Origin of the sequence: Aureimonas sp. AU40 (assembly GCF_001463785.1) — a bacterium.
In the GTDB taxonomy this organism is placed as follows: domain Bacteria; phylum Pseudomonadota; class Alphaproteobacteria; order Rhizobiales; family Rhizobiaceae; genus Aureimonas.
Window position 1 is genome coordinate 1 of the sequence record NZ_BBWL01000045.1, and the last position, 24,474, is coordinate 24,474.

General features: G+C 67.5%; 24 protein-coding genes. 8 read left to right on the top strand and 16 right to left on the bottom strand.

What is annotated here, in order from left to right:
- Positions 1 to 2,622: LuxR C-terminal-related transcriptional regulator (locus AUL32_RS17600; RefSeq protein WP_062117790.1), on the top strand; the 2,622-nt coding region annotated here is incomplete at its 5' end.
- 20 nt (positions 2,623 to 2,642) lie between these two features.
- Here AUL32_RS17600 and AUL32_RS17605 read toward each other — a convergent pair.
- From AUL32_RS17605 to AUL32_RS17615, 3 genes are read right to left on the bottom strand one after another with little or no spacing between them, the layout of a single operon-like run.
- Positions 2,643 to 3,941, bottom strand: a complete 1,299-nt coding sequence (locus AUL32_RS17605; RefSeq protein ID WP_244497956.1) for an HlyD family secretion protein — start codon at positions 3,939 to 3,941, stop codon at positions 2,643 to 2,645.
- A gap of 5 nt (positions 3,942 to 3,946) precedes the next feature.
- Positions 3,947 to 5,608 carry an MFS transporter gene (locus tag AUL32_RS17610; RefSeq protein WP_062117793.1) on the bottom strand — a complete coding sequence of 554 codons (1,662 nt, stop codon included), beginning with the start codon at positions 5,606 to 5,608 and terminating at the stop codon, positions 3,947 to 3,949.
- A complete protein-coding gene (locus tag AUL32_RS17615; RefSeq protein ID WP_062117796.1) occupies positions 5,605 to 6,168 on the bottom strand; it encodes a TetR/AcrR family transcriptional regulator in 564 nt (187 codons plus the stop codon). Before AUL32_RS17615 ends, AUL32_RS17610 begins: the two co-directional genes overlap by 4 nt.
- A gap of 304 nt (positions 6,169 to 6,472) precedes the next feature.
- Here AUL32_RS17615 and AUL32_RS17625 point away from each other — a divergent pair, with 304 nt between their 5' ends.
- Positions 6,473 to 7,360 (top strand): NAD-dependent epimerase/dehydratase family protein, encoded by an 888-nt coding sequence (locus AUL32_RS17625; protein ID WP_062117802.1) that lies wholly within the window; start codon positions 6,473 to 6,475, stop codon positions 7,358 to 7,360.
- A gap of 43 nt (positions 7,361 to 7,403) precedes the next feature.
- Here the strand turns inward: AUL32_RS17625 and AUL32_RS17630 are convergent, their stop codons facing one another.
- Positions 7,404 to 7,769, bottom strand: a complete 366-nt coding sequence (locus AUL32_RS17630) for a winged helix-turn-helix transcriptional regulator (protein ID WP_062117950.1) — start codon at positions 7,767 to 7,769, stop codon at positions 7,404 to 7,406.
- Between the two features lie 56 nt (positions 7,770 to 7,825).
- Between AUL32_RS17630 and AUL32_RS17635 the strand changes: the two genes are divergently transcribed.
- On the top strand, positions 7,826 to 8,149 hold the full coding sequence (locus tag AUL32_RS17635; RefSeq protein WP_062117804.1) for a hypothetical protein: 324 nt from the start codon (positions 7,826 to 7,828) through the stop codon (positions 8,147 to 8,149).
- On the top strand, positions 8,149 to 8,934 hold the full coding sequence (locus tag AUL32_RS17640) for an SDR family oxidoreductase (RefSeq protein ID WP_062117807.1): 786 nt from the start codon (positions 8,149 to 8,151) through the stop codon (positions 8,932 to 8,934). Before AUL32_RS17635 ends, AUL32_RS17640 begins: the two co-directional genes overlap by 1 nt.
- Before the next feature lie 66 nt (positions 8,935 to 9,000).
- Here AUL32_RS17640 and AUL32_RS17645 read toward each other — a convergent pair whose 3' ends face one another.
- Positions 9,001 to 9,384: a winged helix-turn-helix transcriptional regulator gene (locus AUL32_RS17645; protein WP_062117809.1), complete on the bottom strand. Its 384-nt coding sequence runs from the start codon at positions 9,382 to 9,384 to the stop codon at positions 9,001 to 9,003.
- Positions 9,385 to 9,455: 71 nt separating this feature from the next.
- Here AUL32_RS17645 and AUL32_RS17650 point away from each other — a divergent pair, with 71 nt between their 5' ends.
- Entirely contained in the window at positions 9,456 to 9,971 is a 516-nt protein-coding gene (locus tag AUL32_RS17650; RefSeq protein WP_062117812.1) for an NAD-dependent epimerase/dehydratase family protein, read from the top strand.
- Between the two features lie 154 nt (positions 9,972 to 10,125).
- Entirely contained in the window at positions 10,126 to 11,577 is a 1,452-nt protein-coding gene (locus tag AUL32_RS17655) for a sensor domain-containing diguanylate cyclase (protein ID WP_062117815.1), read from the top strand.
- A 99-nt stretch (positions 11,578 to 11,676) separates the two neighbouring features.
- Here AUL32_RS17655 and AUL32_RS17660 read toward each other — a convergent pair whose 3' ends face one another.
- From AUL32_RS17660 to AUL32_RS17680, 5 genes are all read right to left on the bottom strand, one after another.
- Positions 11,677 to 12,501, bottom strand: coding sequence for a serine hydrolase (locus AUL32_RS17660; protein WP_062117818.1), 825 nt, complete (start codon positions 12,499 to 12,501; stop codon positions 11,677 to 11,679).
- A gap of 58 nt (positions 12,502 to 12,559) precedes the next feature.
- Positions 12,560 to 13,687, bottom strand: a complete 1,128-nt coding sequence (locus AUL32_RS17665) for a sugar ABC transporter substrate-binding protein (protein ID WP_062117821.1) — start codon at positions 13,685 to 13,687, stop codon at positions 12,560 to 12,562.
- A gap of 66 nt (positions 13,688 to 13,753) precedes the next feature.
- Entirely contained in the window at positions 13,754 to 14,761 is a 1,008-nt protein-coding gene (locus AUL32_RS17670; protein WP_062117823.1) for an ABC transporter permease, read from the bottom strand.
- Positions 14,758 to 16,281, bottom strand: a complete 1,524-nt coding sequence (locus tag AUL32_RS17675) for a sugar ABC transporter ATP-binding protein (RefSeq protein ID WP_062117826.1) — start codon at positions 16,279 to 16,281, stop codon at positions 14,758 to 14,760. Before AUL32_RS17675 ends, AUL32_RS17670 begins: the two co-directional genes overlap by 4 nt.
- Positions 16,278 to 17,759, bottom strand: coding sequence for a M81 family metallopeptidase (locus AUL32_RS17680; RefSeq protein WP_062117829.1), 1,482 nt, complete (start codon positions 17,757 to 17,759; stop codon positions 16,278 to 16,280). The genes AUL32_RS17675 and AUL32_RS17680 overlap by 4 nt, the downstream gene beginning before the upstream one ends.
- A 130-nt stretch (positions 17,760 to 17,889) precedes the next feature.
- Here AUL32_RS17680 and AUL32_RS17685 point away from each other — a divergent pair, with 130 nt between their 5' ends.
- Positions 17,890 to 18,816, top strand: a complete 927-nt coding sequence (locus tag AUL32_RS17685; protein WP_062117831.1) for a LysR family transcriptional regulator — start codon at positions 17,890 to 17,892, stop codon at positions 18,814 to 18,816.
- Between the two features lie 52 nt (positions 18,817 to 18,868).
- On the opposite strand, the gene AUL32_RS17690 is transcribed toward AUL32_RS17685, so the two are convergent.
- The 4 genes from AUL32_RS17690 to AUL32_RS17705 all read right to left on the bottom strand — a co-directional run bounded on the left by AUL32_RS17690 (position 18,869) and on the right by AUL32_RS17705 (position 21,676).
- A complete protein-coding gene (locus tag AUL32_RS17690) occupies positions 18,869 to 19,300 on the bottom strand; it encodes a GNAT family acetyltransferase (protein WP_062117834.1) in 432 nt (143 codons plus the stop codon).
- 226 nt (positions 19,301 to 19,526) lie between these two features.
- Positions 19,527 to 20,273, bottom strand: coding sequence for a BPL-N domain-containing protein (locus AUL32_RS17695; RefSeq protein WP_062117837.1), 747 nt, complete (start codon positions 20,271 to 20,273; stop codon positions 19,527 to 19,529).
- Positions 20,274 to 20,708: 435 nt separating this feature from the next.
- Complete coding sequence (locus tag AUL32_RS17700) at positions 20,709 to 21,074, bottom strand: cupin domain-containing protein (RefSeq protein ID WP_062117840.1); 366 nt, start codon at positions 21,072 to 21,074, stop codon at positions 20,709 to 20,711.
- Between the two features lie 14 nt (positions 21,075 to 21,088).
- Positions 21,089 to 21,676 (bottom strand): LysE family translocator, encoded by a 588-nt coding sequence (locus AUL32_RS17705; RefSeq protein WP_062117843.1) that lies wholly within the window; start codon positions 21,674 to 21,676, stop codon positions 21,089 to 21,091.
- Positions 21,677 to 21,775: 99 nt separating this feature from the next.
- Here AUL32_RS17705 and AUL32_RS17710 point away from each other — a divergent pair, with 99 nt between their 5' ends.
- Complete coding sequence (locus AUL32_RS17710) at positions 21,776 to 22,645, top strand: LysR family transcriptional regulator (RefSeq protein WP_062117846.1); 870 nt, start codon at positions 21,776 to 21,778, stop codon at positions 22,643 to 22,645.
- 81 nt (positions 22,646 to 22,726) lie between these two features.
- Here the strand turns inward: AUL32_RS17710 and AUL32_RS17715 are convergent, their stop codons facing one another.
- Together AUL32_RS17715 and AUL32_RS17720 are read right to left on the bottom strand one after the other, a co-directional pair.
- On the bottom strand, positions 22,727 to 23,563 hold the full coding sequence (locus AUL32_RS17715; protein WP_062117849.1) for an EamA family transporter: 837 nt from the start codon (positions 23,561 to 23,563) through the stop codon (positions 22,727 to 22,729).
- The gene (locus AUL32_RS17720; RefSeq protein ID WP_062117852.1) at positions 23,560 to 24,129 is read right to left on the bottom strand and encodes a TetR/AcrR family transcriptional regulator; all 570 of its coding nucleotides are present in this window, start codon (positions 24,127 to 24,129) and stop codon (positions 23,560 to 23,562) included. The genes AUL32_RS17715 and AUL32_RS17720 overlap by 4 nt, the downstream gene beginning before the upstream one ends.
- Between the last annotated feature and the right edge of the window lie 345 nt (positions 24,130 to 24,474).

Sequence of the window (24,474 nt, forward strand, 5' to 3'; positions counted from 1 at the left end):
GCCCATGGGCGGTCCGACCGCTTCCGCCCGCCGCGCCGCGCGGCCGGCAGCCTGGAGCGTCGGCAACTCGTCGCCAGGGTCCTGGCCGGGTTGGACGGTCAGCTCGTTCTCGTCCAGGCGCCTGCCGGCTACGGCAAGACCGAGCTTCTTTCGTCCGGTTTCGAAAGCCTGCGCGCGGCCGGGGAGCAGGTCGTCTGGCTGACCGCCGACACGCGGAATGGCGCGGCCTTTGCCAACGAACTGGCCCAAGCGGCGGGATTCACCGATCTGGCGGCCGATCCCGGGCTGAGCCTCGATCGGATTCTCGACGCGCTTGTCGCCATCCCCGCGCCGCGCGTCACGATCTTTCTGGATGGCTTCGCTGGGGATTACGAGGGTATGGCCTCGCTTCTCGCCGCGCTTCCCGACAAGCTGCGGCTGGTGGTCTCGATGCGAACCACACCCAGCGCGCCCCTGTCTAGATTTCGCATGCGCGGTCTTCTGGCGGAGATCGGCGCTGACGATCTCGCCTTCGCCCGCAACGAGATGCGCCATCTCTGCGGCTCGCTCGCGCCCGGGGACCTCGAAACCCTTCAACTGGCGACGCGGGGCTGGCCCGCGCTGGTGAAGCTGATCGTCCCCCGGCTCGCCGGGGCCGTCGACCCGCACGAGCGATCCCGACTGCTTTCCGGGCTGCACTGCGACATCCGAACCTTTCTGCGCGAGGAGATCGTCTCTGGATGGACGGCGGACACCCGGGAGCTCCTTTTGGCCGCCGCGATCCTGGACGAGATCCATCCCGCCTTCGCCTGCCGGCTGGCCGGGCTGGACGAGACTCGGGCGGCGGAGCGCCTGGAGGCGCTGTACCCGATCGTCGCCCCTCTGGCGGAGCGACCTGGCTGGTTCCTCCTGCATCCGCTGGTGCGCGGCGTTCTGGCGCTCGATCTGCCCGCCGCCCTGGTGAAGACGCGCCATTCGCAGGCGGCGGCCCTGTTCGCCTCGGACGGGCAGATCGTCAAGGCGGTCCACCATGCGGGGAAGGCCGAGGATTTCGGCTTCGCCGCCGACACGATCCGGGCGGCGGGCGGCGTGGACCTCTTCCTGCGCGCCGGCTACACGGTGCTGCGCCGGCTCCTGGACGGGCTGCCGCCCTCCGTCGTCCACGCCTCGCCCGGCCTTCGCCTCTGCGCCGCGCTGGTGATGGCGAAGGAAGGCCAGATCCGCGCGGCCCGCGAAGCGCTGGACGAGCTGAAGGGCCTCACCGGCGAGGATGCCGAGGCCGAACTGCCCGAACAGGTCCTCGTCCATATCGACTGCCTCTTCGACGCCTACGAGGACCGCCATCTCGGCGACGAGCAGATCGACTGGCTGGAAGCGCGTCTGCGCTCCTACCGCCTCAAGGACACCTGGGAGCGCGGCTGGTTGCACAATCATCTCTGCATCGCCCATACGAGGCGCGGTGGCCTGCGGCAGGCGCGCATCCATGCGGTCAAGGCGCTCGACTGCTACCGGGAGGAGGGCGCCGCCTACGCGCAGACCTTCATGCTGATCCATCTGGCTCTTGTGAACCTTCTCGGCGGTCGCCTGGCGGCCGCCGCGACCTACGCCCGGCAGGCCGAGGACCTCGTTCAAAGAACGCAGTGGACGGACGAAAACCTTCTGGCGATCGCGCGCATTCCCATGGCCGAGATCCTCTACCGACAGGGGCATGTGCGCGCCGCCGATGCCATGCTGGCCGAGGCGCTGCCGATCGTCTCGCGCGGGGAAGGCTGGGTCGACGTCTATACACGAGGCTTCGTGACCTTCGCCCGCTGCCGCTATCGCTTGGGCGGGGTGGAAGCGGCGCTGCGCGTGGCGGATGACGCGCGCGATGTTGCGGAAGACCGGGGCCTGCCGCGCCTGCGCCTCGTCGCGGACATTCTCCGCGTCGAGACCCTGACCTCCGCCCTGATGCTTTCGCCGGCGCGCGAGGCCGCGGCAGCTCTGCCCGACCCGGAACGGGAAGATGGCTGGCCGGCGCGCCGCCAGCAGCGCGACGGGCAGGTGACGCTGGCAAGGCTGAGGCTCCGGGGCGGCGATGCGGCCGGGGCGCGGGACGACCTTCTCGCCTTCCTGGCTGGCGCGCGCGAGGAGGACGATGCGCTGAGCGGTCTGACCGCGCAGATCCTTCTGGCGGAGGCCGCGTTTTCCTGCGGCGACGCGGAGGTGGCGCGTCTCCATCTCGAGCGCGCGACCCAACTGGCCAAGCCGCAGGATCTCCTGGAGCCCTTCGTGTTCGAGGGCGAGCCGTTCCGCGAGACCGTGCGGGGCATGGTGCGGCGCTGGGGCCTCAGCGCCTTCGAGCAGGACAGCGCCGCCTTTCTGAACCGCATCCTCGCCACCGGCGAGGACGGCGCTCTTCGCCCGCGAGAGGGTCTGCTTTCAGTTCGAGAGGCGGATGTCCTGTCTCTTCTGGCGCAGGGGCTCAGCAACAAGGAGATCGCCCGCGAACTTGGCGTCACGGAGGCGACCGCGAAGTTCCACCTCAAGAACCTCTTCGCCAAGCTCGGAGCCAGTCGGCGCACGATGGCCGTTTCCCTCGCGCGGGCCATGGGGCTCCTCGGAGGCGCCCCGGAAACCCACATCGCCCATGCGGGAGATTGATCGCTTCGAAATGGTTCAGATCACCGCAGCAGAAAGTCCGGTAGCAGGCGACGGAGGGCGCCTTCTTCGGCCGGCGCGGCGCTTGCGGTGTCGACCTGCGTGACCACCGACATGCCGGGACGCAGCTGCTCGATATTGGGCTGATCCGGATCGGGCGCGATGCGCACGGGAAGGCGTTGCACCACCTTGGTGAAATTGCCGCTGGCGTTGTCGGGACGAAGCACGCTGAACTCCGAGCCCGTCGCGGGCGAGAGCTCGACCACCGTTCCCGTGAACCGCTGGCCGCCCAGGGCGTCGACCGTGAAGGAAGCGGGCTGACCGATCCGCACGTAATGGGTCTGCGTTTCCTTGTAGTTGGCCACGACCCACAGCGCCTCGGGCACCAGGAACATGAGCTGCGAGCCGGCGGAGACATATTGGCCCGGTCTGACGGAGGCTTCGCTGACCTGCCCGTCGCGCGGGGCGCGGATGACGGTGTTGGACAGGTTGATCCTGGCAAGGCCGATCCGGGCGTCGGCAACACGCACGCTGGCCTCCAGACTGCGCTTGTTGACCTGCGTGGAGCGCAGGGTCTGGCGGGCGATCTCGATGGCCGCCTTGGCGCGCAGGACGCCGGCCTCGGCCGAACGCAGATTGGCGACGACCTGGTCGGTCTCGGCCTGCGGCTTCAGTCCCTGATTGGTCAGGGTGTCGGCGCGCGCCGCATTGGCTTTCGCTCGGGCAAGCTCGGCTTCTGCCTGAAAGAGGTCGGCCTCGCGCGCCCCGATCTCGGCCTCGTTCTGCGCGACGGTCTGGTCGGCATTGGCGAGATTGGCCCGGGCCTGCTCGCGGGTGGCCTCGGCCTGTTCCAGTTCCTGGCGATAGATGCGCTCGTCGATCCGGATCAGCGCGTCGTCGGCCTTCACATGCTGGAAGTCGCGGACCATCACCTCCGCGACATAGCCATTCACCTGCGGCGCGAGGACGGTGATCTGCCCGCGCACATAGCTGTTTTCCGTGGTCACGATCGGGCTGGCGAAGGGGCCGAGACGCCAGGCGTAGAAGATCAGCCCGACGCCGACGATGGCGACCAGCGCCATGGCCAGCACCGTGGAAAGCCTCGGCTTTAGCTTCTTCGGCGGGCCGTCGTCGGCGGGCGCCTGCGTGGGCGGGGCGGGCGGGGCGGAAGCGGCAGGCTGCCCTGCGCCGTCGCCCTTGCCCTCGCTGGGGCTGGCGTCCGTCGCCAGGGTGGCGGGGCTCGCACCGGGCGCCTCGCGATCCTCCGGCGCGCGCTTGTGATCCGCGAGGCGCTGGTCGCTTCCATTCTGCATCGTATCCATGAAGGTCAGACCGCTCCCTTGGCGGTGGCAATCGCGCCCGTAGCGGGTTTGGCATTCCGGCTGAGGATCACCGTTCGAACGAGCGTCCAGGACAGAAAGGCGAGTGCGATAAGGGTGTTGAGCACCACGACGTCGTTGTAGGCGCGAACGTTGGCCTCGCGCGTCGCGCTTTGGGACAGGAGGGCCGTGCCCTGCGCGTTGCGGCGCACGGGGTCGGTGATCACCGGCGCATAGACCTGCGCCTGGAGGCGCAGGCGCTGGGCGACCACCGGATCGGTCGGATCGACATTGGCGGTCATCTGCGCGGAATATTCGTGCTGCCTGTACTGCTGGAACGTTCCGAAAATGGCGGGACCGAGCAGGCCGCCCAAACTCTGCGATACCGCGAACAGAACGACGAAGGTGACGATGTAGTCCGCCCCCTTGGCCAGCGCCGGCATGACGCCGAGGATCACCAGCGGGCCCATGAACATGCCGGCCGCGCAGGAGATCAGGAACTGGCTGAGGAACAGGTCGTGCGGCCGCGTCAGATTGGTCGCGTCCTGGTCCATCACGGAGCCCGCCAGGATCAGGATCATCGACAGGATGATGAGAGGCACGAGACGCTTGGGGCCGAACAACACCGCCGCCGCGACCGCGCCGATCGCGGTCCCGGCCATGATGACGGCATAAAGCGGGCGGAACTGGTCCGGCCCCATACCGAGGGTCCGCAGAAGCCCGGTCGCCGCATAGGTCTGTTCCGACAGGAGCAACCGGATTCCGAGCGCGCCGAGCGCGAAGCGAAGCGTCGCGGCGGCGCCCAGCCACCGCGTCTGGATCAGCGGGTTCTCCCGGTAATGCTCCATGAAGCCCGCGATGAGGATCAGGAGGAACGCCGCCGCCAACGCGAAGGCCATCCAGGGATGGTCCGGCCACCATTGGACGCGGCCTTGCGCCAGAACCGCGCCGATCAACGCCACGGCCGGGGTGAGAAGAAGGAACGTCAGGACGTCTAGCGGCTCGAAGACCTTGATGCGCAGCCCCGGCGGAAGCTTCAGGACCACCATCGCGGCCATGGAGCAGAGCGCCATGCCGAGTTCGAACACGTAGAGGCCGTGCCAGTCGCCGATGTCCAGAAGCGAGGGCGAGATCAGCCAGGCGAGCGGGACGGCGAGCTGCGAAAGCGCCAGGGCGATGCACAGGCCCGACCCCATCCGGGCCTTCGGAAAGGCCTGCAGGATGTAGTAGAGGCCCAGCGCGCTCATCGGGGCCGCGGCGAAGCCGCTGACGGCGCGCAGCAGGAGCGCGGTCGCGTAGTCGTCGGCGAAGAGATGGAGGAGGGTCAGGAGCACGTAGGCGAAGATGCCGAGCTCGGCAAAGGCCCGGATGCCGAACTGCTGCCGCGCCTTGAACAGGATCAGGTTCGACGTGACGTTGGTCATCACATAGGCCGCCGGCAACCAGGCGCCTTCCACCGGGGTGAGGCCGAGATGACCCTGGATCTGCGGCAGATTGGCCGAGATCAGCGCGTTGCCGAGGCCGCCGGTGATCCCCACCAGAACGCCGACCAGGGCATAGGCGAGGCGAACCGGCGGGCGGTGGTAGGGCGTCGCGGGCGAGCCGGGCATCATCGGCCGCTCGTCCGCCGTCCAATTCGGCGGGGTCTCCAGCAGGATGGGCTGTTTCATAACAGCTCGGGCCGTGCCCGCAGGCCGTCGATCAGGAAGGACAGGGCGCGGGCGGCCAGACGCGCGCGCTCCTCCGGCGTGCGGCCTCGAAGGGCGGCGCCCAGCATGCTGGTCTGCAGCGACACGTCCTCGATCGTCAGGTCGGAACGGCAGACGCCGGCCTTTATCGCCCGCTCCAGATGAGGGCGGACGAGATCGAACAACCATTCGCGCGCCCGCACCGTCTCGGGCATTTCGGGATAGGCGGCGCGCCAATAGTCCGAAAGCGCCGTGTTGGTGCAGAGCGTCTCGGCGATGAACCGGAGAATGCTGAACAGGGCGTTCGGGTCCTCGCCGAGGCCGCCGATATGCTCCGCTGTCCGTTCCACCGCACGATCCAAGAGCGCGACCAGCAGCGCATGGCGATCGGGAAAGTTTCGATAAAGCGTCGCGCGGCCGACATCGGCCTGCTGCCGCACGAGATCGAGAGGCGCGTTCACCCCATGCTCGGCGAACACGATCTCGGCGGCGGCGAGAATGTCCGCCCGGTTCTGGGCGGCGTCGATGCGAAGCTTGGACATAGCCAGGAAATCGGACGATTTTGTCCGTTTGTCAAGTGGACAAAACTGTCGACATGGGCGGCAATGCGTTCGAAGGATGTGGAGAGGGGCTCGACATCGACCACGCGAGGCCGGGGGGATGTCGGCGGCATGGCGCAGGAGCGGTACGGGAAGGCGAAGGACTTGGCGGGCGCGATGTTGGCCATTCTGGTTGGCGAGGACCGAAGTCTGGCGTCTTTCTCCGACGGCATCCGCACGCTTCGTTCGAGAACCTGATACATCGAGACGGCCCGTCGCCGTCCGCACCAATCAAAGGGACTTCATCATGAGCAAGCGAATCGTCTTCACCGGCGGATCCGGCAAGGCCGGCCGCCACGCGGTGCGATATCTCGTCGACCAGGGCCACGCCGTCCTCAATGTCGACCTCGCGCCGACCGATGTTCCCGGCGTAAACACGCTCTATGCCGACATCGCCGACAACGGGCAGATGTTCAACGCGCTCTCCACCCATTTCGGCTTCGACGGCTACGAGACCGGACGCCTGCCGGCCGCGCCCGACGCGGTGGTGCATTTCGCGGCCGTGCCGCGCGTGCTTCTCAAGCCCGACAACGAGACCTTCCGCATCAACACGATCGGCACCTATAACGTCATCGAGGCGGCGGTTAAGCTCGGCGTCAGGAAGATCATCATCGCCTCGTCGGAGACCACCTACGGCGTTTGCTTCGCGGAAGGCGACAAGGACTTCCATTCCTTCCCGCTGGAGGAGGATTACGACAGCGATCCGATGGACAGCTACGGCCTGTCGAAGCTTCTCAACGAGAAGACCGCGCGCGCCTTCGCCATGCGCTCGGGCGCCGATATCTACGCGTTGCGGATCGGCAACGTGATCGAGCCGCACGAATACGCGCAGTTTCCCGGCTTCGTCGCCGACCCGATGTCGCGCAAGCGAAACGCCTGGAGCTATATCGACGCGCGCGATCTCGGCCAGATCGTCCATCGCTGCATCGAGACGGACGGCCTCGGCTTCCAGGTCTTCAACGCGACCAACGACACGATTACCGCGGACATGCCGACGACGGAGTTTCTGGCCATGCACTGCCCCAATGTGCCCGTGACGCGCGAGATGGGCCCGAACGAGGCGCCGCTCTCCAACCGCAAGATCCGGGAGGTATTGGGCTTCCGGGAAGAGCACGACTGGCGCAAATACGTTTGAACCTTCCACCAGGCAGAGCGTGTCCGCTTTGCCTGGTGATGCTCTAGGGCTTGGCTTCGGCCCAGGTCAGAAGCGCGTCCAGGGCCGGGCAAAGCGATTGGCCCCATTCGGTCAGCCCGTACTCGACCTTGGGCGGCACCTGAGGATGCACGAGACGGGTGACGATGCCATCCGCCTCCATCTGCCGGAGCTGCTGGATCAGCATTTTCTGCGAGACGGCGGGGATCGCCCGTTCGAGATCCGAGAAGCGCAGAAGCCTGCCGCCGAAGAGGTGAAACAGGATCACCAGCTTCCAGCGCCCCTCCAGCATGCCGAACGCCGCCTCGATGCCGGAGGCCGCCGTCATCGCGGTATGTGCCATGGACTTACTTCCGGGTAAGTGCCCGACTTTTTCGTGCGTACTTGTCATATCTACGGGATAGGACGACTGCACGGGCATGACAACCAAGAAGCTTTGGTGACGACATGCCGCTTCTACCCGAACTCATTGCGCTCAACTTCTCGCTGCCGACGGACGCCACCGTCGCCGATCTCGCCCGCGTCTTCGCCGGGGATGCCAAAGTGCGGGACAAGACGAGAGCATACGGGGGCCTCGATGCGATCCGCGCGTGGCGCATCGACACGATGGCGCGCACCCCGTTTATCGCGCGCCCGCTCTCCGTCGAAACGCCGGACGGCATTGTTATCGTGCTGGCGGAGGTGACGGGCGCCTTTCCCGGCAGCCCCGTGGTTCTCGACCACCGCTTCACCCTGAACAACGACCGTATCGCCGCCTTGGAGATTGCGTGATGAGCGGGCCTTGGATCGATCTCACCGGCTTGCGCGCGGTGGTGACTGGCGGCACCAAAGGGGTCGGGGGCGCCGTGGTGACCGCGCTCGCCTCTGCGGGTGCCGCCGTCGCAACAGCGGCGCGCTCGGTGTCAAAAGGGCTGCCCGAGACGGTGCGCTTCAAGGCCGCCGATCTCACGTCGGCGGAGGGATGCGCCGAGTTCGCGCGCTTCGCTTTGTCCGAACTCGGCGGGGTAGACATTCTCGTCAACGTCCTGGGCGGGTCTAACGCGCCGGGCGGCGGCTATGCCGCGCTGGACGACGACATCTGGGCGAGCGAGATCAACCGCAATCTCATGACGGCGGTCCGGCTCGACCGAGCCTTTCTGCCGGGAATGACGCACCGCGGCTCGGGGGGTGTGATCCACGTGACCTCCATCCAGCGCGAGCTGCCGCTGCCGGAATCGACGATCGCCTATGCGGCGGCGAAAGGGGCGCTCGCCACCTACAGCAAGGCGCTGTCGAAGGAGGTTACGCCGAAGGGCGTTCGCGTCGTGCGCGTTTCGCCGGGCTGGGTCGAGACGGAGGCCGCCATGCGGCTGGCGGAGCGCCTCGCCGAACAGGCGGGCACGGACTACGAGGGTGGCAAGCGCATCATCATGGCGAGCCTCGGCGGCATTCCGCTCGGCCGCCCCGCCAAGCCGCAGGAGGTCGCCGACCTGATCGCCTTCCTCGTCTCGCCGAGGGCGGCGTCGATCACCGGCACGGAATATGTCATCGACGGCGGAACGGTGCCGACGGTCTAGGGTCTTGAGCGAACGGCACCCGCTCTTGCGGCATCCTCAGGATTGGTCCTTCGGGGTGGCGGCCCGCTACCGCGCCACAAGCTGGCCGTCGTATTTCAGCGACCATTGCCGCAACGCTTCGAAGGTCGGCATCAAGTCTATGCCGGCCTGCGACAGCTCGTATTCGACCCTCAAGGGGAGCTCGGCGAAGGCCGTGGGGATGACGATGCCATTGGCCGCGAGGTCTCGCAGCTGCTCCGTCAGCATGTGCTGGGTGATGCCCGGCAGAAGGCGCCGGAGCTCGCCGAAGCGTCTTGGACCGGTGACGAGGCTGCACACGATCTCGATCTTCCATTTGCCGGTGATCGCCCGGATCGCGCGCTGGAAGTGCATGACATCGATGGGCTCCGGGCCCGTACACTCGTCGCAGTCATCGCCATAGATGCGGGGCTCGATAGTCTGGTTGTTCATCCCAGGTCTTGAAATCCATCCTAGTTGAAGTCCTCGATCCTAGCGGATTAGTTCGGTGCGAAGGAGATCCCATGAGCACAGTTCTTGTCACCGGCGGCAGCGGCTTCCTGGGTGGCCAATGCATTCTTCAACTGCTTCGCGAGGGACATGACGTTCGCGCCACGCTCCGCGATCTCGACAGGCAAGCGTCGTTGAGAGCGGTTCTGGAGGCCAATGGCGCGGCTGCCGACGCGCCGCTGTCCTTTGCCGCGGCCGACCTCTTAAGCGACGCGGGGTGGGAAGCGGCCGTCGCGGGTTGCGACATGGTCCTGCACGTCGCCTCGCCCTTTCCGGTACGCCAGCCGGAGGACGAGAACGAGTTGATCGCGCCCGCGCGCGACGGCAGCCTGCGGGTGCTGCGGGCCGCCCGCGAGGCCGACGTCGCCGCATCTCTTCTCGAACCCAGCCAGCCCTCGAGCGACCCCGCAAAGCGCCGCGACGCCAGCGGCGCCAAGGCCCGGCGGGTTCTCGGCTGGTCGCCGCGCTCCGCGCGCGAGGCGATCGTGGCGAGCGCCGAAAGCCTTCTGCGCCTCGGTCTCGTCGTTTGAACCGTCCGCCTCGAATGATGCAGGGGGCGGCGAGCCGACGTTTTGCGCCGTTTATCGTGATGGCCGAAATCACCCGGCCTTAAAGATTCTAAGGTAGGCATCCGGCATGGGCAAGCCTACCGGTCCCATGGCCCCTGTCGGTTGAGGACAACGCATGCCCGACACCCAGCGCGAGGCTCTTCGCCAGAAGGCTCTGGCCGAGATCGCCTTGCTGGATACACCGCCCGAAGCGGAGTTCGATACGCTGGCCCAGCTCGCGCAGCAGGTGCTGGGGACGAGCATGTCGTCCGTCACGCTGATCGATCCCGAGCGCCAATGGTTCAAGGCGCGCTGCGGCCCGCTGGCGCCCTGGACCGAGCGGGGCCCGGCTCTGTGCACGGTGGTGTTCGAGACCGAGGCGCCCCTCATGGTTGCCGATGCGAGCCTCGATCCGCGCTTCGCCGCCAGCCCCTTCGTGGCGGGCGAGCCGCATATCCGCTTCTACGCCGGCGTGCCGGTGCGCGTTCGCCTCGTGAACGGCGACCGGGTGACGATCGGAACGCTCTGCGTTCTCGACGACAAGCCGCGCGAGCCGAAGGCCAGCGACCTCGACATCCTCAACAAGCTCGCTTGTCTGGCGGAAGCCCTCGTCGATGCGCGCGCCGTGGCCCTGCGGGCAGCCGAGGCGGCCGAACAGCGCCGTTTGGCGGTGGAGCGACTGGAGCGCGAGCGACGCCAGTTCAAGCAAGCCGAGCGTATGGCCGACATGGGGTCGTATCGCTACGACATCGCCCAGAACACGACGGTCTGGTCCGATGGCGTCTTCGCGATCCACGAGCTCCCCGTCAGCGGCGGCGTGCCGAACGGCGAGCTCCTGAACTTTTTCCCGGAGCCCGATCGCACACGCTTTCTCGATGCGGTGTTGCGCACTCTGGATACGGGCGAGCCCTTCGAGATGGACACGGACTATGTGACGGCCAAGGGCAACGCGCGCCGCGTGCGCGTTTCCTGCGAGATCGAGTTGTCGAAGGGCAGTCCCACCGCCCTTATCGGACTGGTCCAAGACATCACGGATCGGCACAGGCTGGAGGAGCGTCTTCGACACCAGGCGCGCACCGACGATCTGACACAGCTTCCCAACCGGGCGGAGTTCAACCGCGTGCTGGACAAGCGCCTTCACGACGCGCGCGCGCAGGGCCAGGAACTGGCGGTGCTCCTGATCGACCTCGACGGGTTCAAGGGCGTCAACGACGCGCTGGGCCACGCGGCGGGCGACGACGTGCTGCGCCGTGTGGCCGATCGGCTTCGCAAGCTTGGCCAGGACGGGTGCTTCCCGGCACGCCTGGGCGGCGACGAGTTCGCGGTCATCGTGCCGGTCGAGCTTGGCCGCTCCGGGCTGATGTCGATGGTCGAGGCGCTTCTGCGGGATTTGCGCTTCGACGGCGGCGAACCCGGACATACCGCGAAAGTTGCGGGAACGGTCGGGATCGCGTGGTCCGCGAGCGCTGACGGTGATCGCGAGATCCTGCTGCGCCAGGCCGACGCCGCGCTCTACGCGGCCAAGCGAAGCCGCAAGGGAACGTCGCAGACCTATGGAGACGATGGAGCCGGCCGCCACGCGGGGTAATCCCGTGCAAGGTCCGCTTGTCGGCAGGCGGTATTGGGGCTTGCACAGCCCCCAATGGATCGATGGCGGGTTGAAAAGTCGGCCCGCCCGGCTCGCTTCCTATCCGGCGAGTCGAGCGAGAAGCGCGGCGCCGACCTCGCCGAGCCGGCGGGCTCCTGGGTTTTCCGGCGCGAAGGAGAGGTCTTCGATGTCGTCCAGAAAGGCGGCGGCGACGATGCGGCGGTCCGGCAGGGTGAAGATCGCGACGTCGCCGCGAAAGCCGGGGAAGAAGCCCGTCTTGTTGGCGACCCAGAGATCCTGGCTGGCGCCGAGGTCTTTTGCGTAAGGGTTGAAGGAGAGGTAGCGCGGCAGAAGATCGACATGGAGCTGGCAGCTCAGAATGTCGAGCGCGGCGGCCGAGGCGGTCTCGTAGAACAGCGTTCCGCTGGCGATGCGTTCCAGCGCGAGGGCAAAGTCGCGCGTGGTGCCGACCGCGAGTTTGGTGATGTCGCCGCCGATCGCCTTGAAGTCGATCCGGTTGATCAGCCGCGTGTGCGCGCAGCCGAGCTCGGTGGCGGTCCGGTTGATCCGCTCCAGGCCGAGGAGGTCGATCAACATGTTGGTCGCGGTGTTGTCGCTGAGCGCCATCATCAGGACGGCGGCGTCGCGCAGCGTCATGTCGAGCCCGGCCGACAGGGCCTTCAGGATGCCGGAGCCGCCGACCTGCTGCCGCGCGTGCACCGCGATCCGGTCGCCCAGCGCGAGGTCTCCCGCGCTGACGCGGCGCAGAAGCTCGATCAGGATGAAGAGCTTGATGCAGCTCGCCGTGCCCATCACGCGGTCCGCATCGGCCTCGATCGTGCGCCCGGTCGACAGGTCCTTCGCGAACAGCGAAAGCCGCCCGCAGGTCTCGTCGCCCAGCCCGTTCGTCTCCAGCGGTTCCATCCCGTTCCCCTTCTGGTAGAAACGGCGCGGCGGCAAGCGCCGCGCCGTTTGAAGATTATCAGAGCCCTTCGACGTTCTTGAACTTCTGAAGAACGCCCGTGTCCTTCAGATAGGCGTTTTCCGGTACGAGCGGGGGCAGGAGGATGACCTTGCCGTTCGCGTCGTAATACTTGTCGACCGTCTGCTTCGAGAGCACGATCTGGGGCGACTTGGTGAGCGCCGGCGGGGTCACGCCCTGCGTGATCGCGACGCCCATCGCCATGATGTACTGGCCCCAGTCCGACATGAAGATCGAGCCTTCGCCGACCCAGTTCGCGTTGGTGCGAAGCTCCTTCAGAGCCGCGACCGATCCGCCGAGACCCGCGATCAACGCCTTGTCGGCGCGCCCGGATTCGGTGACGGCGCGCCACGCGCCGATGGCCGAGTCGTCGTTGACCGCGAAGAGGAGGATGTGCCGGTCCTGCGGCACCGTTTGCAGCACGTTCTTAACCGCCGCGTAGGTGTCTTCCAGCGTGCCCTCGCCGTCCACCTGGATGCCGGTCTTGCCCATGGTCGTGGTCTTGGCGGTGATCTCGGCGGGCTCGACCTTGTCGAGACCCATCATCTCGGCCGCGGTCGTGTAGAAATAGCGCACGCAGTCGTTCACCTCGACGCCCGCGAAGGCGGCCTGGGCGACGATGACGGTGGTGTCGGCGCCGGTCCAGCCCTTGGCCTTGGCGGCGTCCACGACGATCTTCGCCGCGTCCTGGCCGAGTTCCTTGTTGACGAGGTTGAACCAGTGGCCGCCCGGCACGGGAATGTTGACGGCGATGAAGGGAATGCCGGCCTGGTCGAAGGTGCGTTTGAGCGAGGCGCCGATGCCTTCGACGCCGGTATATTCGATGATGACGTTGGGCTTTTCCTGCACCATCAGCCGGGCGTTGTTGCTGGTGGTCGGGCCGTCGGCCTTGTTGTTGTAGCGCGACAGCTTGATGCCGGCGACATCGGCGGCCTTGGCGAGGCCGTCGCCCAGCTGCTTGAAGAGTTCGCCCTGCTCCTGGATGTTGGCGAAGGAGAAGTGGAGATCCTTCGGGGCGTCCTGAGCCGAGGCCGAGGAAAGCGGCAGCGCCGCGAGAAGGCCGGCGGCAGCCACGCCGCGCAGGAGCCGGCGGCGGTCGAGAGGGGCTTTGCGGAACCAGAAGGACATGCGGCTTCTCCAGTGGGTCGGGGTTGAGGACGAAGAGGGTCGGGGGGCGGTCGCCGCCCGTGACGGTCAGCCGGCGCGCTGCGACAGGCTCTCGCGCAGCCGCGCGAAGCCGACGCCCAGAAGCAGGATCGCGCCGGTCGCGATCTGCTGGTAGAAGGCCGGCACCTGCATCAGCACCATGCCGTTGGCGATCGTGCCGAGGATGAGGACGCCGATCAGCGTTCCGCCGATGCCGCCGATGCCGCCCGTCAGCGAGGCGCCGCCCAGAACCACGGCCGCGATGGAGGAAAGGGCGGCGTCCGAGCCGACCGTGGCCGAGCCCGCCAGAAGCTGGCTGGCGATGACGATGCCGGCGAAGGCCGAGAGCGCGGCGCAGATCATGTAGACCGCGACCGTCACCGCATCGACGCGGATGCCGGCGAGATGGCTGGCCTCGCGATTGCCGCCGACGGAATAGAGCATCCGCCCGAACAGCGTGAAGCGCAGAAGCACCGCCATGGCGCCGGCCAGAACCGCGAAGGCCAGGAGGTAATAGGAGACGCCGTTGAAGGCGAAGTCGGCGAGCCAGCCGTCGGCCGCGTCGGTGAGCGGAATGGTGACGCCGTCCGACACGGTGAAGGCGAGGCCCGACGTGATCGAAAGCGTTCCGAGCGTCGCGATCAGCGGGTTGATCTTCAGCTTGGTGATGACCAACCCGTTGAACAGGCCGACGCAGGCCCCGGCGGCCAGCACCAGGGCTGAGGACAAGGGAAAGCCGTAGCCCGCGTTGGAGAAGAGAGCGAAGAGAACCGCGCCGAGCGGCATGGTGCCGCCCACCGACAGGTCGAAGCCGCCCGAGATGATCGTCAGCGCCTGTCCCAGCGCCACGATGCCGATGACCGCGACATTGGTCAGGATGTTGAGGGCGTTGGAATAGGTGAAGAAATTGCCGCTGGCGATCGAGAAGAAAACGAGAACCAGGATGTAGAAGAAGCCGATGCCCAGCGTCTGCACGAGGCGGCGGACCGCTTTGGCGCGATTGGCCTCGAAGCCCGACGGCGGGGCGGTGGCGGACATGATCGGGGTGTCGTTCATGAGGGGTCGAGGTCCTGTCCTGCCGCGAGCGCCACGGCCGCGCCCTGCGTCTTGCCCGCGCCGGTCAGCGTGCCGACGATCCGCCCTTCGCGCATGACGAGCAGCCGGTCGCTGATCGCCACCGCTTCCTCCAGATCGGAGGTGACGAGGAGCGTCGCGCAGCCGCGCGAGGCGTTTTCCGAAAGAAAATGATGGATCTGGACGCGCGCGCCGACATCGACGCCGCGCGTCGGCTCGTGCAGCACAAGCACGTCGGGGTCGGCCGCCATGCGCGAGGCCAGAAGCACCTTCTGCTGGTTGCCGCCGCTGAGCTCGCCCACGGGCTGCTCGATACTGCGGCAGCGCACGTCGAAGCGCTTGGCGACGTCCCCCGCCGCCCGCCGCTCCGCCCCCTGCCGCAGGAAACCGAAGCGCGACAGGCGCTTCAGCACCATGGCCGAGAGATTGTTGCGGATGGCGTGGCCCAGCACGAGCCCGTTGCGCTTGCGCTCGGCGGGGAGATAGGCGACGCCGGCCCGCCTCGCTTCGAGGGGCGAGCGGAAGGGAGGCCGGGCGACGTTGTTCAAGACGAGTTCGCCCGACATCTCCGGTCGCAGGCCGCCGAGCCCTTCGGCCAGAAGATCGGTGCCCGAGCCGCGCAAGCCGTAGAGGCCGACGATTTCGTGGCGTCCGATCTCCAGCGAAACGCCGTGGAGCGCCACCGTGCCGCCATGGCGCCAGTCGGCAAGACGTAGAACCGGCTCGCCTCGCGGGGCCTCTGCCCCACCGCGATGAACGGCCTCGCCGGCGGCCTGCCCCAGCATGTCGGCGATGAGTTCGCCCGGCGTCGTCTCGGCCGGTCGGCGCACGGCCACCACCGAGCCGTTGCGCAGCACCGCGACGCGGTGGCTGAAGCCGAAGACCTCGTCCATCCGGTGCGAGATGTAGATGATGCCGACGCCTTCGGCGTTGAGCCGCCCGAGAATGGCGAAGAGCGCCCGGCTCTCGGCTTCGCTCAGCGCCGCCGTCGGCTCGTCCAGCACGATGAGCCGCGCGCGGCGCGTCAGCGCCTTGGCGATTTCGGCGATCTGACGGTCGGCGAGCTTGAGGTCGCCCATGCGGCGCGAGAGGTCGCCGAGGTCGATGCCGTAGCGCCGGCACTCGTCCTCTGCCCGCGCGATGCTGGCGGCGCGGCGCGTCATCCCGGCGCGGGCGGGCCATTGGTTGAGAAGGATGTTCTCCGCCACGCTCATGTCGGGCAGATAGGCCAGCTCCTGCGGAATGAAGGCGATGCCCTTGGCGAGCGCGGCGCGCGGCGCGGAAAAGCTGACGCGCTCTCCGTCCAGGAGGATCTCGCCCTCGTCCGGCTGCGCCACACCCGTCAGGATGCGCGAGAAGGTCGATTTTCCCGCCCCGTTCTCGCCGATCAGCGCGATGGACTCGCCCCGGTCGAGCTGGAGATCGACTCCCGACAGGACGCGGTGCGCGCCATAGCTCTTGGCGATGCCGCGCAGCTGCAGAAGCGGCGCGCCCTCGCTCATGCCGCCCCCTGCCGGATCGGGTCGATGGCGAACGGGTTGTCGACGATCGGCCAAAGCGGGCGCGCGGCGCTCGGCAGGTGGAGCGAGGCGAAGTCCGGCGATGCGCTGCCTTCGACGCCGACATAGACGACGCGATCGGCCTCCGGCGCGAAGCCGGCGTTGAAGTGCTGCGCGGACTTGACGAACACCGTGTCGTAGTCGCGCAGGGCCACGCCGAATTGCGTGTAGGCATCGGGATGGAAGGTCTGCGTGCGCAGCGCGTTGAGGACGAGATGCAGGCCGTCCGCCTCCAGAAGCACCGTGTCGCCCATGGCCTGCTTGCCATTGCCGAAGGTCTGGAAAGCGTCCCGCCGAAGCGCGAGAACGCGCACATGCAGATCCACGGGATCGCCCGACATCGGGCTGGTCTTGCCGCCAATGCGCAGCGACAAGCGCGCGCCTTCGCCCGCGTCCATGCAGATGCGCACGGCGACCGGGTCCCAGTAGCAGCCGGTGAGGCAGCGCCGCGCGCCCGCGTTCACCAAGGCGCGCAGAAGGAACGTGGAATCGCTCGCCGATCCCGCTCCTGCGTTGTCGGAGACATCGGCCAGCACCGTCAGCCCGTCGGGCGGCGAGAGGGCCATTTGCACGGCCTCGTCCAGGCCCAGCAGCCGCTCGGTGGTCCGATCGCGAAGGGTCCAGATTTCCTCGGCCAGATGGCTGGCGGTGCGCCGCGCCAGATGCGCGTCGCCATCCGTCACGGCGATGATCTTGGCGCCGACCTCGGGCACATCCGCCCAGGGAAAGCCATGCACGAAGGAGAGGGAGAGAACGCCGTCCTTTCCTTCCGCCGCGCTCATCCGATCCACGAAGCCGCGCACCGGCTCCTGCGGCGTGCGCCAGACGCCGAGCATCCGGCAGTCGGCCACCGCGACGACGGGCCGGGTCCGCCCCGCGCGCGCGTCGTGGCACAGCTGAAACAGGTCGCGGGCCCGGTCGTCTACGTCGATATGGGGATATTCCTTGTAGGCGAGCACGACGCTGGCGGCGCTCACCATACGGTCCGTCAGGTGGCAATGGAGGTCGAGCTCGACACCGACGATGGCCTCCGGCCCGAGGCGCGCCCGGATCGCGCGCAGCAGCTCTCCCTCGCAGTCGGGCTCCCCGTCAGCCACCATCGCCCCGTGCAGCTGAAGCAGCGCCATGTCGACCGGACCCGCCGCGTCGAGATCGGCGAGAATGCGGTCGCGCAGTTCTTCCCAGACGTCCTGGCGGGTCGGGCCGGCGGGCTGGGCGAAGGCCGACAGGCTCTCCACGACCTCGTAGCCCTCGGCCTCGCCGAGCCGTCGCCATTCGCGCATCGGGCCGGCGAACCAGTGCCGGGAGGTGCGGGACGCGTCTGACAGGAGGTAGAGATCGTCTTCGAAGGCGGACCGGCCCGTGGGAATGGGAGAGAATGTGTTCGTCTCGGTTCCGAGAGCGGCGATGAAGAGTTTCATCTGAGATCCATGCCGTTGAGCCATCCCAGTCGAATGCCTCTTCGATACGCATCTTTCTGGCTGCACTGCCATTGATCAATGACACCGATAGACCTTATCGTTGCACATGATGCAACGGAATGCGAACCCTTTGACCCTTCTGGACGAGCGTCGCCTACGCGTCGTCTACGAGGTCGTGGCCTGCGACGGCGTGCGCTCGGCGGCGGAGCGGCTGGAGATGGACGCCTCCGTGGTGAGCCGTCACATCGCCCAACTCGAGCGCCAGCTCGGTGTCTCCCTGTTCGACCGGGTGGGGCGGCAGATGCGCCCGACCGAGGCGGGGCGCATGCTCTTCAGCTTCGTGCGCGAGCGGCATATCCACAGCCACGACTTTCTGGCCAAGCTCGGCGACCTTCGGGACCTGCGCTCGGGCTCGGTCGCCATCGCGACGGGCGAGGGGTTTCTGGTCGATCTCCTGCGCCAGCCCGTCGCCGCCTTCCTGCGCCAGCACCCCGAGGTCGTGCTGCGCATCGAGGCCATGACCGTGGACGCCATGGTGCAGGGCGTTGCGAGCGACGAGTTCGAGATCGCCATCGCCCACAATTCGCAGCCCCATCCCGCGCTGCGCGCCGTTCACACGCGGCCGCTGCCCATCGAGCTGATCGTGCGGGCCGACCATCCCCTGGTGAGGGGCCGCACGTCGCTCTCGGTGCCCGACCTTCTGGAGTTTCCGCTGGCGCTCCTCAAAACCGGCTTCGGCCTGCAGAAGGCGGTGGAGGTCGTGGAGTTTATCGAGCGCGTTCGCTTCGCGCCGCAGGTCGTCACCAACTCGCTCGCCGGTCTTCGCGCTTTCGTGCTGGCGGGCCTCGGCGCCACCTTCATGCCGGCCCTGGTGATGCAGGATGAGATCCGCTCAGGCGAGGTTCTGGCCCTGCCGATCCAGAGCGAAATCATGAGCGGAGCCGAGATGCATCTCCTGGTCCGCAAAGGCCGCAAGCTCTCTCCCGCCGCCTCGCAGGCCCTGGTTCACCTCACGCGGTATCTTTCGCGTGTCCCGCCCCATGCCGCCGAGGCATGAGGTGGTGGGGCTTAAACCGATCGAGACGCGATGATCGCGTTTTACCCGACTGTCAGGGGGTCTCGATGAGCCATTTCGCCATCACGGTTCGCGGCGCGACCTCGAAGCCAAGGTGCTCGTAGAAGGAGACGACCTTCGTGTTTGTCTCCCGCACCAGAAGCTGCAATTTCACGACGCCGCGCTCGCGAAGCCACGCCTCGCCGGCCTCGACCATCCGACGACCGAAGCCCTGCCCTTGCGCCGCTGGATCGGCGGCGACGTAGTAGAGCCAGCCGCGATGGCCGTCATGACCGACCATGACGCTGGCGACGACATGTCCCGCTTCGTCCTGGCCCACCAGCACGTCCGATGCCTCGCCCGCCAAGGCGAAACGGAAGTCCGCGGCGGGATCGTTGTAGCTCGCAACCAGGCCGCACTCCCGCCAGAGTTCGGCGACGCGGGGTTCGTCATCGGTGCTGGCGTTGCGAATGATCAGTGGAAGCATGCTGTCTCAACCGGAATGAACGGGATGGGAAGCGTCAAAGGCGCCTCTGGCATATATAAGCCACTTCGACAGAAGTCGCACGAGCGCCCGCGAAGGCCGCAGCGGGCGCGCATAAGCGCCGCCGCTCGATGTCGATCATCGTGAGGATGAGACAGCGTTGGCTTTGACCCCATCGCCTCGCGCCCGGATCGGCGCGGGGGCCGACTGGGGAAGCCTGTTCCGTCGCTTATCCGCCGAGCTGCATGAAGAGTGAGCGCAGAAGATCGTCGCCCGGCATCTTGGCGAGGGGAATGCCGTTCTCCTCGAACCAGCTCTCGTCCGCTTCGGGATGGGGGCCGCTGAGCACCACGACGCCACGGCGGAACGTGTAGCGCGCCGCCGCGATGTCGCCGTTCTCGTAGGTCGCGATCGTTCGGAAGCCCGGATCGTTGCGGGCCTTCGGTAGATAGGCCCCGTCCTGAAAGAAGACGGTCTGCGTTTGTCCGTTCCAGCGCGTCGAGACCGCCGTGCTTTCGATCGTCTCCACGGGGAAGCCGGGGCGTCCGACCTCGGAATCGAGGTCCTGCTCGATGAGGCCGAGCCCGTAGCCGCTGGCGAGATAGGCGCCCATGCAAAGGCCGAGATAGCGCCCGCCGCCGGCGACATAGGTCTGGATCGCCTCGACGCGCGCATCGCCGAAGCTCGCGAACGCTGCCGGAATGTCCTGTCCGCCGCCCGGCTGGACATAGACATCGTAGCGTCGCAGCGTCTCCGGCGTGATGTCGATCGCCTCCGCAGGGCCGACGAAGTCGACGCGATATCGGGAGCCGAGGCTCTGGATCGCTTCCCCGACCGTTTCGGAGCAGCCCTCGCAGCCCGCCGGGCCGCGATAGACCGCCACCCGCACCACGCCCGCCTTCGCCTCGGTCGCGAAGGGCGCAAGCGTGCCGGCAAGAAGCAGAGCGAAGGCGATGGAAAGGGGAAAGCCGCGCATGGACTGAACCTTCTTGCGGTCGGGCGTGGTTTCGCGTCCTGATCGTCGGCGGAGGTTGCCCAATGGACTCCTCGTGACCGATCACCGGCCCGTGTGGCAGAGGCATGCGAGCGACGAGCACTCGCAGCGCGGCCGCAATGGGCGATCACGACCCTTGTCGATCAGGATGGACACGCCAAGGCCCATCATGGCGACGAGTATGCATGTGATGGTGAAGTGTCTTGCGAGCATCGCCGCCCCCGTTCAAAGGGCAATCTCGCTCCTTTTTGTCCAGAACCGGTGTGGGTTCGGTGAAGGTTTCGTGGAGGCGCGCCCGCACCGCCGCATCCATGGCGGCAGGATCAGGATGGTTGGCCTGCCCCGTCGTTCGCCAGCGGGCTCGGCAGGCCGGCGAACCGTGACGCCGCCTCCGCGAAGCTCTTCCGTCGGGCCACCTCACGCCAATTGCTGTTCGATCGTCTTCGTCAGCGGCGTGTCGACATCGCCGGTGTGCTTCGTCGTGACGGTCTCGATCAGCACGATCCAGCATTCCTCGTCGGCGACGGGGTTGTGCAGGACGCCCTTGGGTACGACGCAGAACTCGCCGGCCTCGAGCACGCGCTCCGCGCCGCCCTCGAACTCAATCCGCAGGCGGCCGCGCACCACGAGGAAGAGTTCGTCCTCCTCGTCGTGCCTGTGCCAAGCCAGCTCGCCCAGCACCTTGGCGAGTTTGACATACTGGTCGTTGACCCGGCCGACCACTTTGGGCGACCAGTGCTGCGTGACGGCGTCGAAGGCGGCGATCAGGTTGATCGGGTCCATCCGTAATCCCTTTCTTAAAGCCAGACGGGCACCATGGAGAGGGCCAAGAGCAGGCCGAGCAGCCTGTTGAGCCTTCGCCAGTGCCGATCGCCACGCATGGCCCGCGCCAAAACCAGGCCCGCCGCGCACCACAGCGCGAGCGAGGCGAGGGCGAGAAGGCCGAAGACGGCGGCCAGAAGTGCGCCGAGTTGCACCGGGCCGGAGGCGACAGCCACGAAGGAGGCCGCCGCTCCCGTCGTCATCGCCCAGCCCTTCGGATTGTGCCAGAGCATCCAGACGCCTGCGAGAAAGCCGCTCGGCCGCGCATTGCCGTCCAGGCGCGGGGCGCCCCGTCGCGCAGTCTGCCACGCCAGCCAGAGCAGATAGGCCGAACCGGAAGCCTTCATGGCGAGGGTGAGCGAGGGCAGCGCGAGAAGGAGCCCGGCCAGACCGAACCCGGCCAGCGCCGCCATCGAAGCGAGGCCCGCCGCGATGCCGGCGATGAGGGGAAGGGAGGGACGGAAGCCGAAATTGGCGCCGGAGATGGTTGCAAGGGTCGTCGCTCCACCCGGACTGATGGTCGAGACGAGGGCGAAGAGGACGAGGGGCGCCATTGTATCCATTGAGACCGCTCCAGCAGAACCTGCCGCCCCACTATCGGCTGGTGGTCATGCAGCAAAGCTAATCTTGCTAAAGACCGGCATTAGCATCATTAATGACGCATGACCCGAAACCTCGACATCGCTCTTCTCAGAACCTTCGCGACCGTGGCGGACCAGCGCAGCATGACGCGCGCGAGCGAGCGCCTGCATCTCACGCAAGGGGCGATCAGCCAGCAGATCGCGCGGCTCGAAGGGATGGTGGGCGACGCCCTGTTGCTGCGCGATCCGCGCGGACTGCGCCTGACGCCCGCCGGCGAGCGCCTCCTGCGGCGCGTGCGTCCGCTGATCGCCGCCAACGACGAGATCTGGTCGGAGATCGAAGGTGGCGTCGCCTCCGGCCCGGTGCGGCTCGGCCTGCCCTTCGATCTCATCGGCCCCTGCTTCGCCAGTGCCCTGAAGGAATACTGTGAGGCTTTCCCACGCATCGACCTTTCGCTCACCTGCGCATCCTCGCCCGACCTTCTCGACCTGATCGGGGAGGGACGCATCGACATCGCGGTGGTCGAAGAAGAGACCGGGTCGGCCAGCGGCGAGACGCTGGCGATCGACCGCCTCGTCTGGGTCTCGGCACGGGCGGGCCAGGCGCCGCTTCGCAGCCCGTTGCCGATCTCGCTGGTGGCCGAGACCTGCGTGTTCAGGCCCGCCGTCCTGGCCGCGCTGGCGCAGGCGGAACGCGCCAGCCGGATGGTGTTCGAGAACGGCGGGCTCGACGCGACGCGAACGATGGTCCGCATGGACATGGCCGTGTCGGCCTGGCTCGCCACCACCGTTCCCGCCGATCTCGACATCGTCGCGCCGGATGCCGGCCTGCCGCCGCTGCCGAGCTACGCCATCACCTTGCATCGGGCCGATGGCGCACGCGGCGCGGCGTTCGATGAACTCGTGCGCACCCTTCGCGAGGCCATGGCGCGGCCCAGACTGGCGGCGTGACGAATGCTGGGGAGTAAGATTTCGGAGGTGGGAAGGGTGCAAACGGGACGATCCGCTGCGGGACCGGAGTGGACCACCTCGTTACCCCCGAAGGCCGATGAAGACGGCGCCAAGGGCGACGGCGAGGCAGGAGGCAAGCCGACGCATCGTCAGTCTCTCGCCCAGGAAGGCTGCGCCGATCAGGGCCGCGAACACGACGCTCGTCTCGCGAAGGGCCGTGACCGGCCCTGTGGGCCCCAGCGAAAAAGCCGTCACCACCAGGACATAGGCGACCAGCGAAACCACGCCGCCGCCGGCGGCCCTCCAGGTTTCCACTGAGCGAGGGTCGATCCGAAGCGCCCCGCGCGTGAGCCGGAAGGCGAGGGGCAGAAAGGCGCCGTAGAAAAGGCAGATCCAGGCGGTGTAGCCGATCGGGTCGCCGGCATGGCGCACGCCCAGCGCATCGACGGTCGCGTAAGCGGCAACGAGTGCGCCAGTCGCCAGCGCCCAGAGGAGCGGTCTCCCGGCGACCTGCCCGCGTCCCACGACCAGACCCAGGATGCCACAGACGATCAAGGCGATCCCCAAAACGCTGGTCGGCGACAAGACCTCGTCCGCGAGAACGAAGCCGCCGATCGTCGCCAGAACGGGCACCGTGCCGCGCACGATCGGGTAGACCTGCCCGAGATCGCCGTGGCGATAGGCGGCCACGAGGAACAGGCTGTAGCCGGTCTGCAGGAGCGAGGAGAGCAGGAGAAACGGCCAGGCGCCGGCGGGCGGCAGGGGCAGGAGCAAGGCGAAGGGCAGCGCCACGGGAACCATCGTCAGGCTCATCACGGTGACGACCCAGAAGCGGTCGGCGCCCGAGCGCAGGAAAGCGTTCCACGAGGCATGGGCGAACGCGGCCGAGAGAGCGAGGCCGATGACGAGCGGACTCACGAGCGAATGCCCGCCCGGGCGAGAAGCGCCTGCGTGCCATCCCGCAGCCCGCGGATCGCCTCCTCGGCCCGGCCCATCTGCGCCTTGAGGGTGGCGCCCTCGAAGAGCATGGCGAGCACCGCTGCGGTTCGCGTCGCCTGCGCCTTGTCGGTTTCCGCCAGCAGAAGCGCGCGCAGCCGCGCCTCGAACGCCTCCTTCTGGGCGGAGGCCGCCTGAAAGACGGGATGGCGGGGATCGCCGTACTCAGCCAGCGCATGGGCGAAGGCGCAGCCATGGAAGTCGGGCCGGGCGAACCATCGCTCGTACCAGCCGACGATCGTTTCGATCCGAGCGGCGGCGTTCGGCGCAACGTCGGCCAGACGGTCGAGCTGCCTTTCGAAGCGCTCGGCGCGAAAGCGCAGGACAGCGCAGATCAACTCGTCCTTGGCTCGGAAGTGGCGGTACATCGTCATCTTCGCCACGCCCGCTTCCGCGATGATCCGGTCGATGCCGACCGCATGGTAGCCGTCCGCGCGGAACAGGCGATAGGCGGTTTCCACGATCTGCTGCCGCTTGTCGGACATCATCGGCTCGCTTGTCCCTGTAGGTGAGACAGGTCTGTATCACTTGCGGGCTACATCGGCAATCCGAACGATCGTGCATCCGCTTTCGGGAAGGCTCTGCCAACCTCTTCGAGGTCGGAGGCATCATGGCCTGCAAAGCAGTTGGGGACGGTCTTCGCCAGCCCACCAGCGTCATCAACTGGCTCGGGATGCACCAACAGGCCGGACGGAGGACTGCACCCGACCAACTTCGCAAAGCATCGGACTGCCGCTCGTAACAGAGGAGACCTCCACGGAGGACACCGCGTCTGTGATAGGATGGCGCGTTGTTCAGACTTGGAAGGAGCTGAGATCGGCGAACCTCCTCCC

Excerpts from the sequence above, each read along its gene's own strand:
- AUL32_RS17650 (WP_062117812.1), top strand. The coding sequence starts at position 9,456 with ATGAGCACAGTTCTTGTCACCGGCGGCAGCGGCTTCCTGGGTGGCCAA.
- AUL32_RS17665 (WP_062117821.1), bottom strand. The coding sequence starts at position 13,687 with ATGTCCTTCTGGTTCCGCAAAGCCCCTCTCGACCGCCGCCGGCTCCTG.
- AUL32_RS17640 (WP_062117807.1), top strand. The coding sequence starts at position 8,149 with ATGAGCGGGCCTTGGATCGATCTCACCGGCTTGCGCGCGGTGGTGACT.
- AUL32_RS17605 (WP_244497956.1), bottom strand. The coding sequence starts at position 3,941 with ATGGATACGATGCAGAATGGAAGCGACCAGCGCCTCGCGGATCACAAG.
- AUL32_RS17680 (WP_062117829.1), bottom strand. The coding sequence starts at position 17,759 with ATGAAACTCTTCATCGCCGCTCTCGGAACCGAGACGAACACATTCTCT.
- AUL32_RS17635 (WP_062117804.1), top strand. The coding sequence starts at position 7,826 with ATGCCGCTTCTACCCGAACTCATTGCGCTCAACTTCTCGCTGCCGACG.
- AUL32_RS17630 (WP_062117950.1), bottom strand. The coding sequence starts at position 7,769 with ATGACAAGTACGCACGAAAAAGTCGGGCACTTACCCGGAAGTAAGTCC.
- AUL32_RS17655 (WP_062117815.1), top strand. The coding sequence starts at position 10,126 with ATGCCCGACACCCAGCGCGAGGCTCTTCGCCAGAAGGCTCTGGCCGAG.
- AUL32_RS17675 (WP_062117826.1), bottom strand. The coding sequence starts at position 16,281 with ATGAGCGAGGGCGCGCCGCTTCTGCAGCTGCGCGGCATCGCCAAGAGC.
- AUL32_RS17610 (WP_062117793.1), bottom strand. The coding sequence starts at position 5,608 with ATGAAACAGCCCATCCTGCTGGAGACCCCGCCGAATTGGACGGCGGAC.
- AUL32_RS17670 (WP_062117823.1), bottom strand. The coding sequence starts at position 14,761 with ATGAACGACACCCCGATCATGTCCGCCACCGCCCCGCCGTCGGGCTTC.
- AUL32_RS17615 (WP_062117796.1), bottom strand. The coding sequence starts at position 6,168 with ATGTCCAAGCTTCGCATCGACGCCGCCCAGAACCGGGCGGACATTCTC.
- AUL32_RS17695 (WP_062117837.1), bottom strand. The coding sequence starts at position 20,273 with ATGCGCGGCTTTCCCCTTTCCATCGCCTTCGCTCTGCTTCTTGCCGGC.
- AUL32_RS17710 (WP_062117846.1), top strand. The coding sequence starts at position 21,776 with ATGACCCGAAACCTCGACATCGCTCTTCTCAGAACCTTCGCGACCGTG.
- AUL32_RS17720 (WP_062117852.1), bottom strand. The coding sequence starts at position 24,129 with ATGATGTCCGACAAGCGGCAGCAGATCGTGGAAACCGCCTATCGCCTG.
- AUL32_RS17660 (WP_062117818.1), bottom strand. The coding sequence starts at position 12,501 with ATGGAACCGCTGGAGACGAACGGGCTGGGCGACGAGACCTGCGGGCGG.
- AUL32_RS17625 (WP_062117802.1), top strand. The coding sequence starts at position 6,473 with ATGAGCAAGCGAATCGTCTTCACCGGCGGATCCGGCAAGGCCGGCCGC.
- AUL32_RS17700 (WP_062117840.1), bottom strand. The coding sequence starts at position 21,074 with ATGGACCCGATCAACCTGATCGCCGCCTTCGACGCCGTCACGCAGCAC.
- AUL32_RS17705 (WP_062117843.1), bottom strand. The coding sequence starts at position 21,676 with ATGGATACAATGGCGCCCCTCGTCCTCTTCGCCCTCGTCTCGACCATC.
- AUL32_RS17690 (WP_062117834.1), bottom strand. The coding sequence starts at position 19,300 with ATGCTTCCACTGATCATTCGCAACGCCAGCACCGATGACGAACCCCGC.
- AUL32_RS17645 (WP_062117809.1), bottom strand. The coding sequence starts at position 9,384 with ATGAACAACCAGACTATCGAGCCCCGCATCTATGGCGATGACTGCGAC.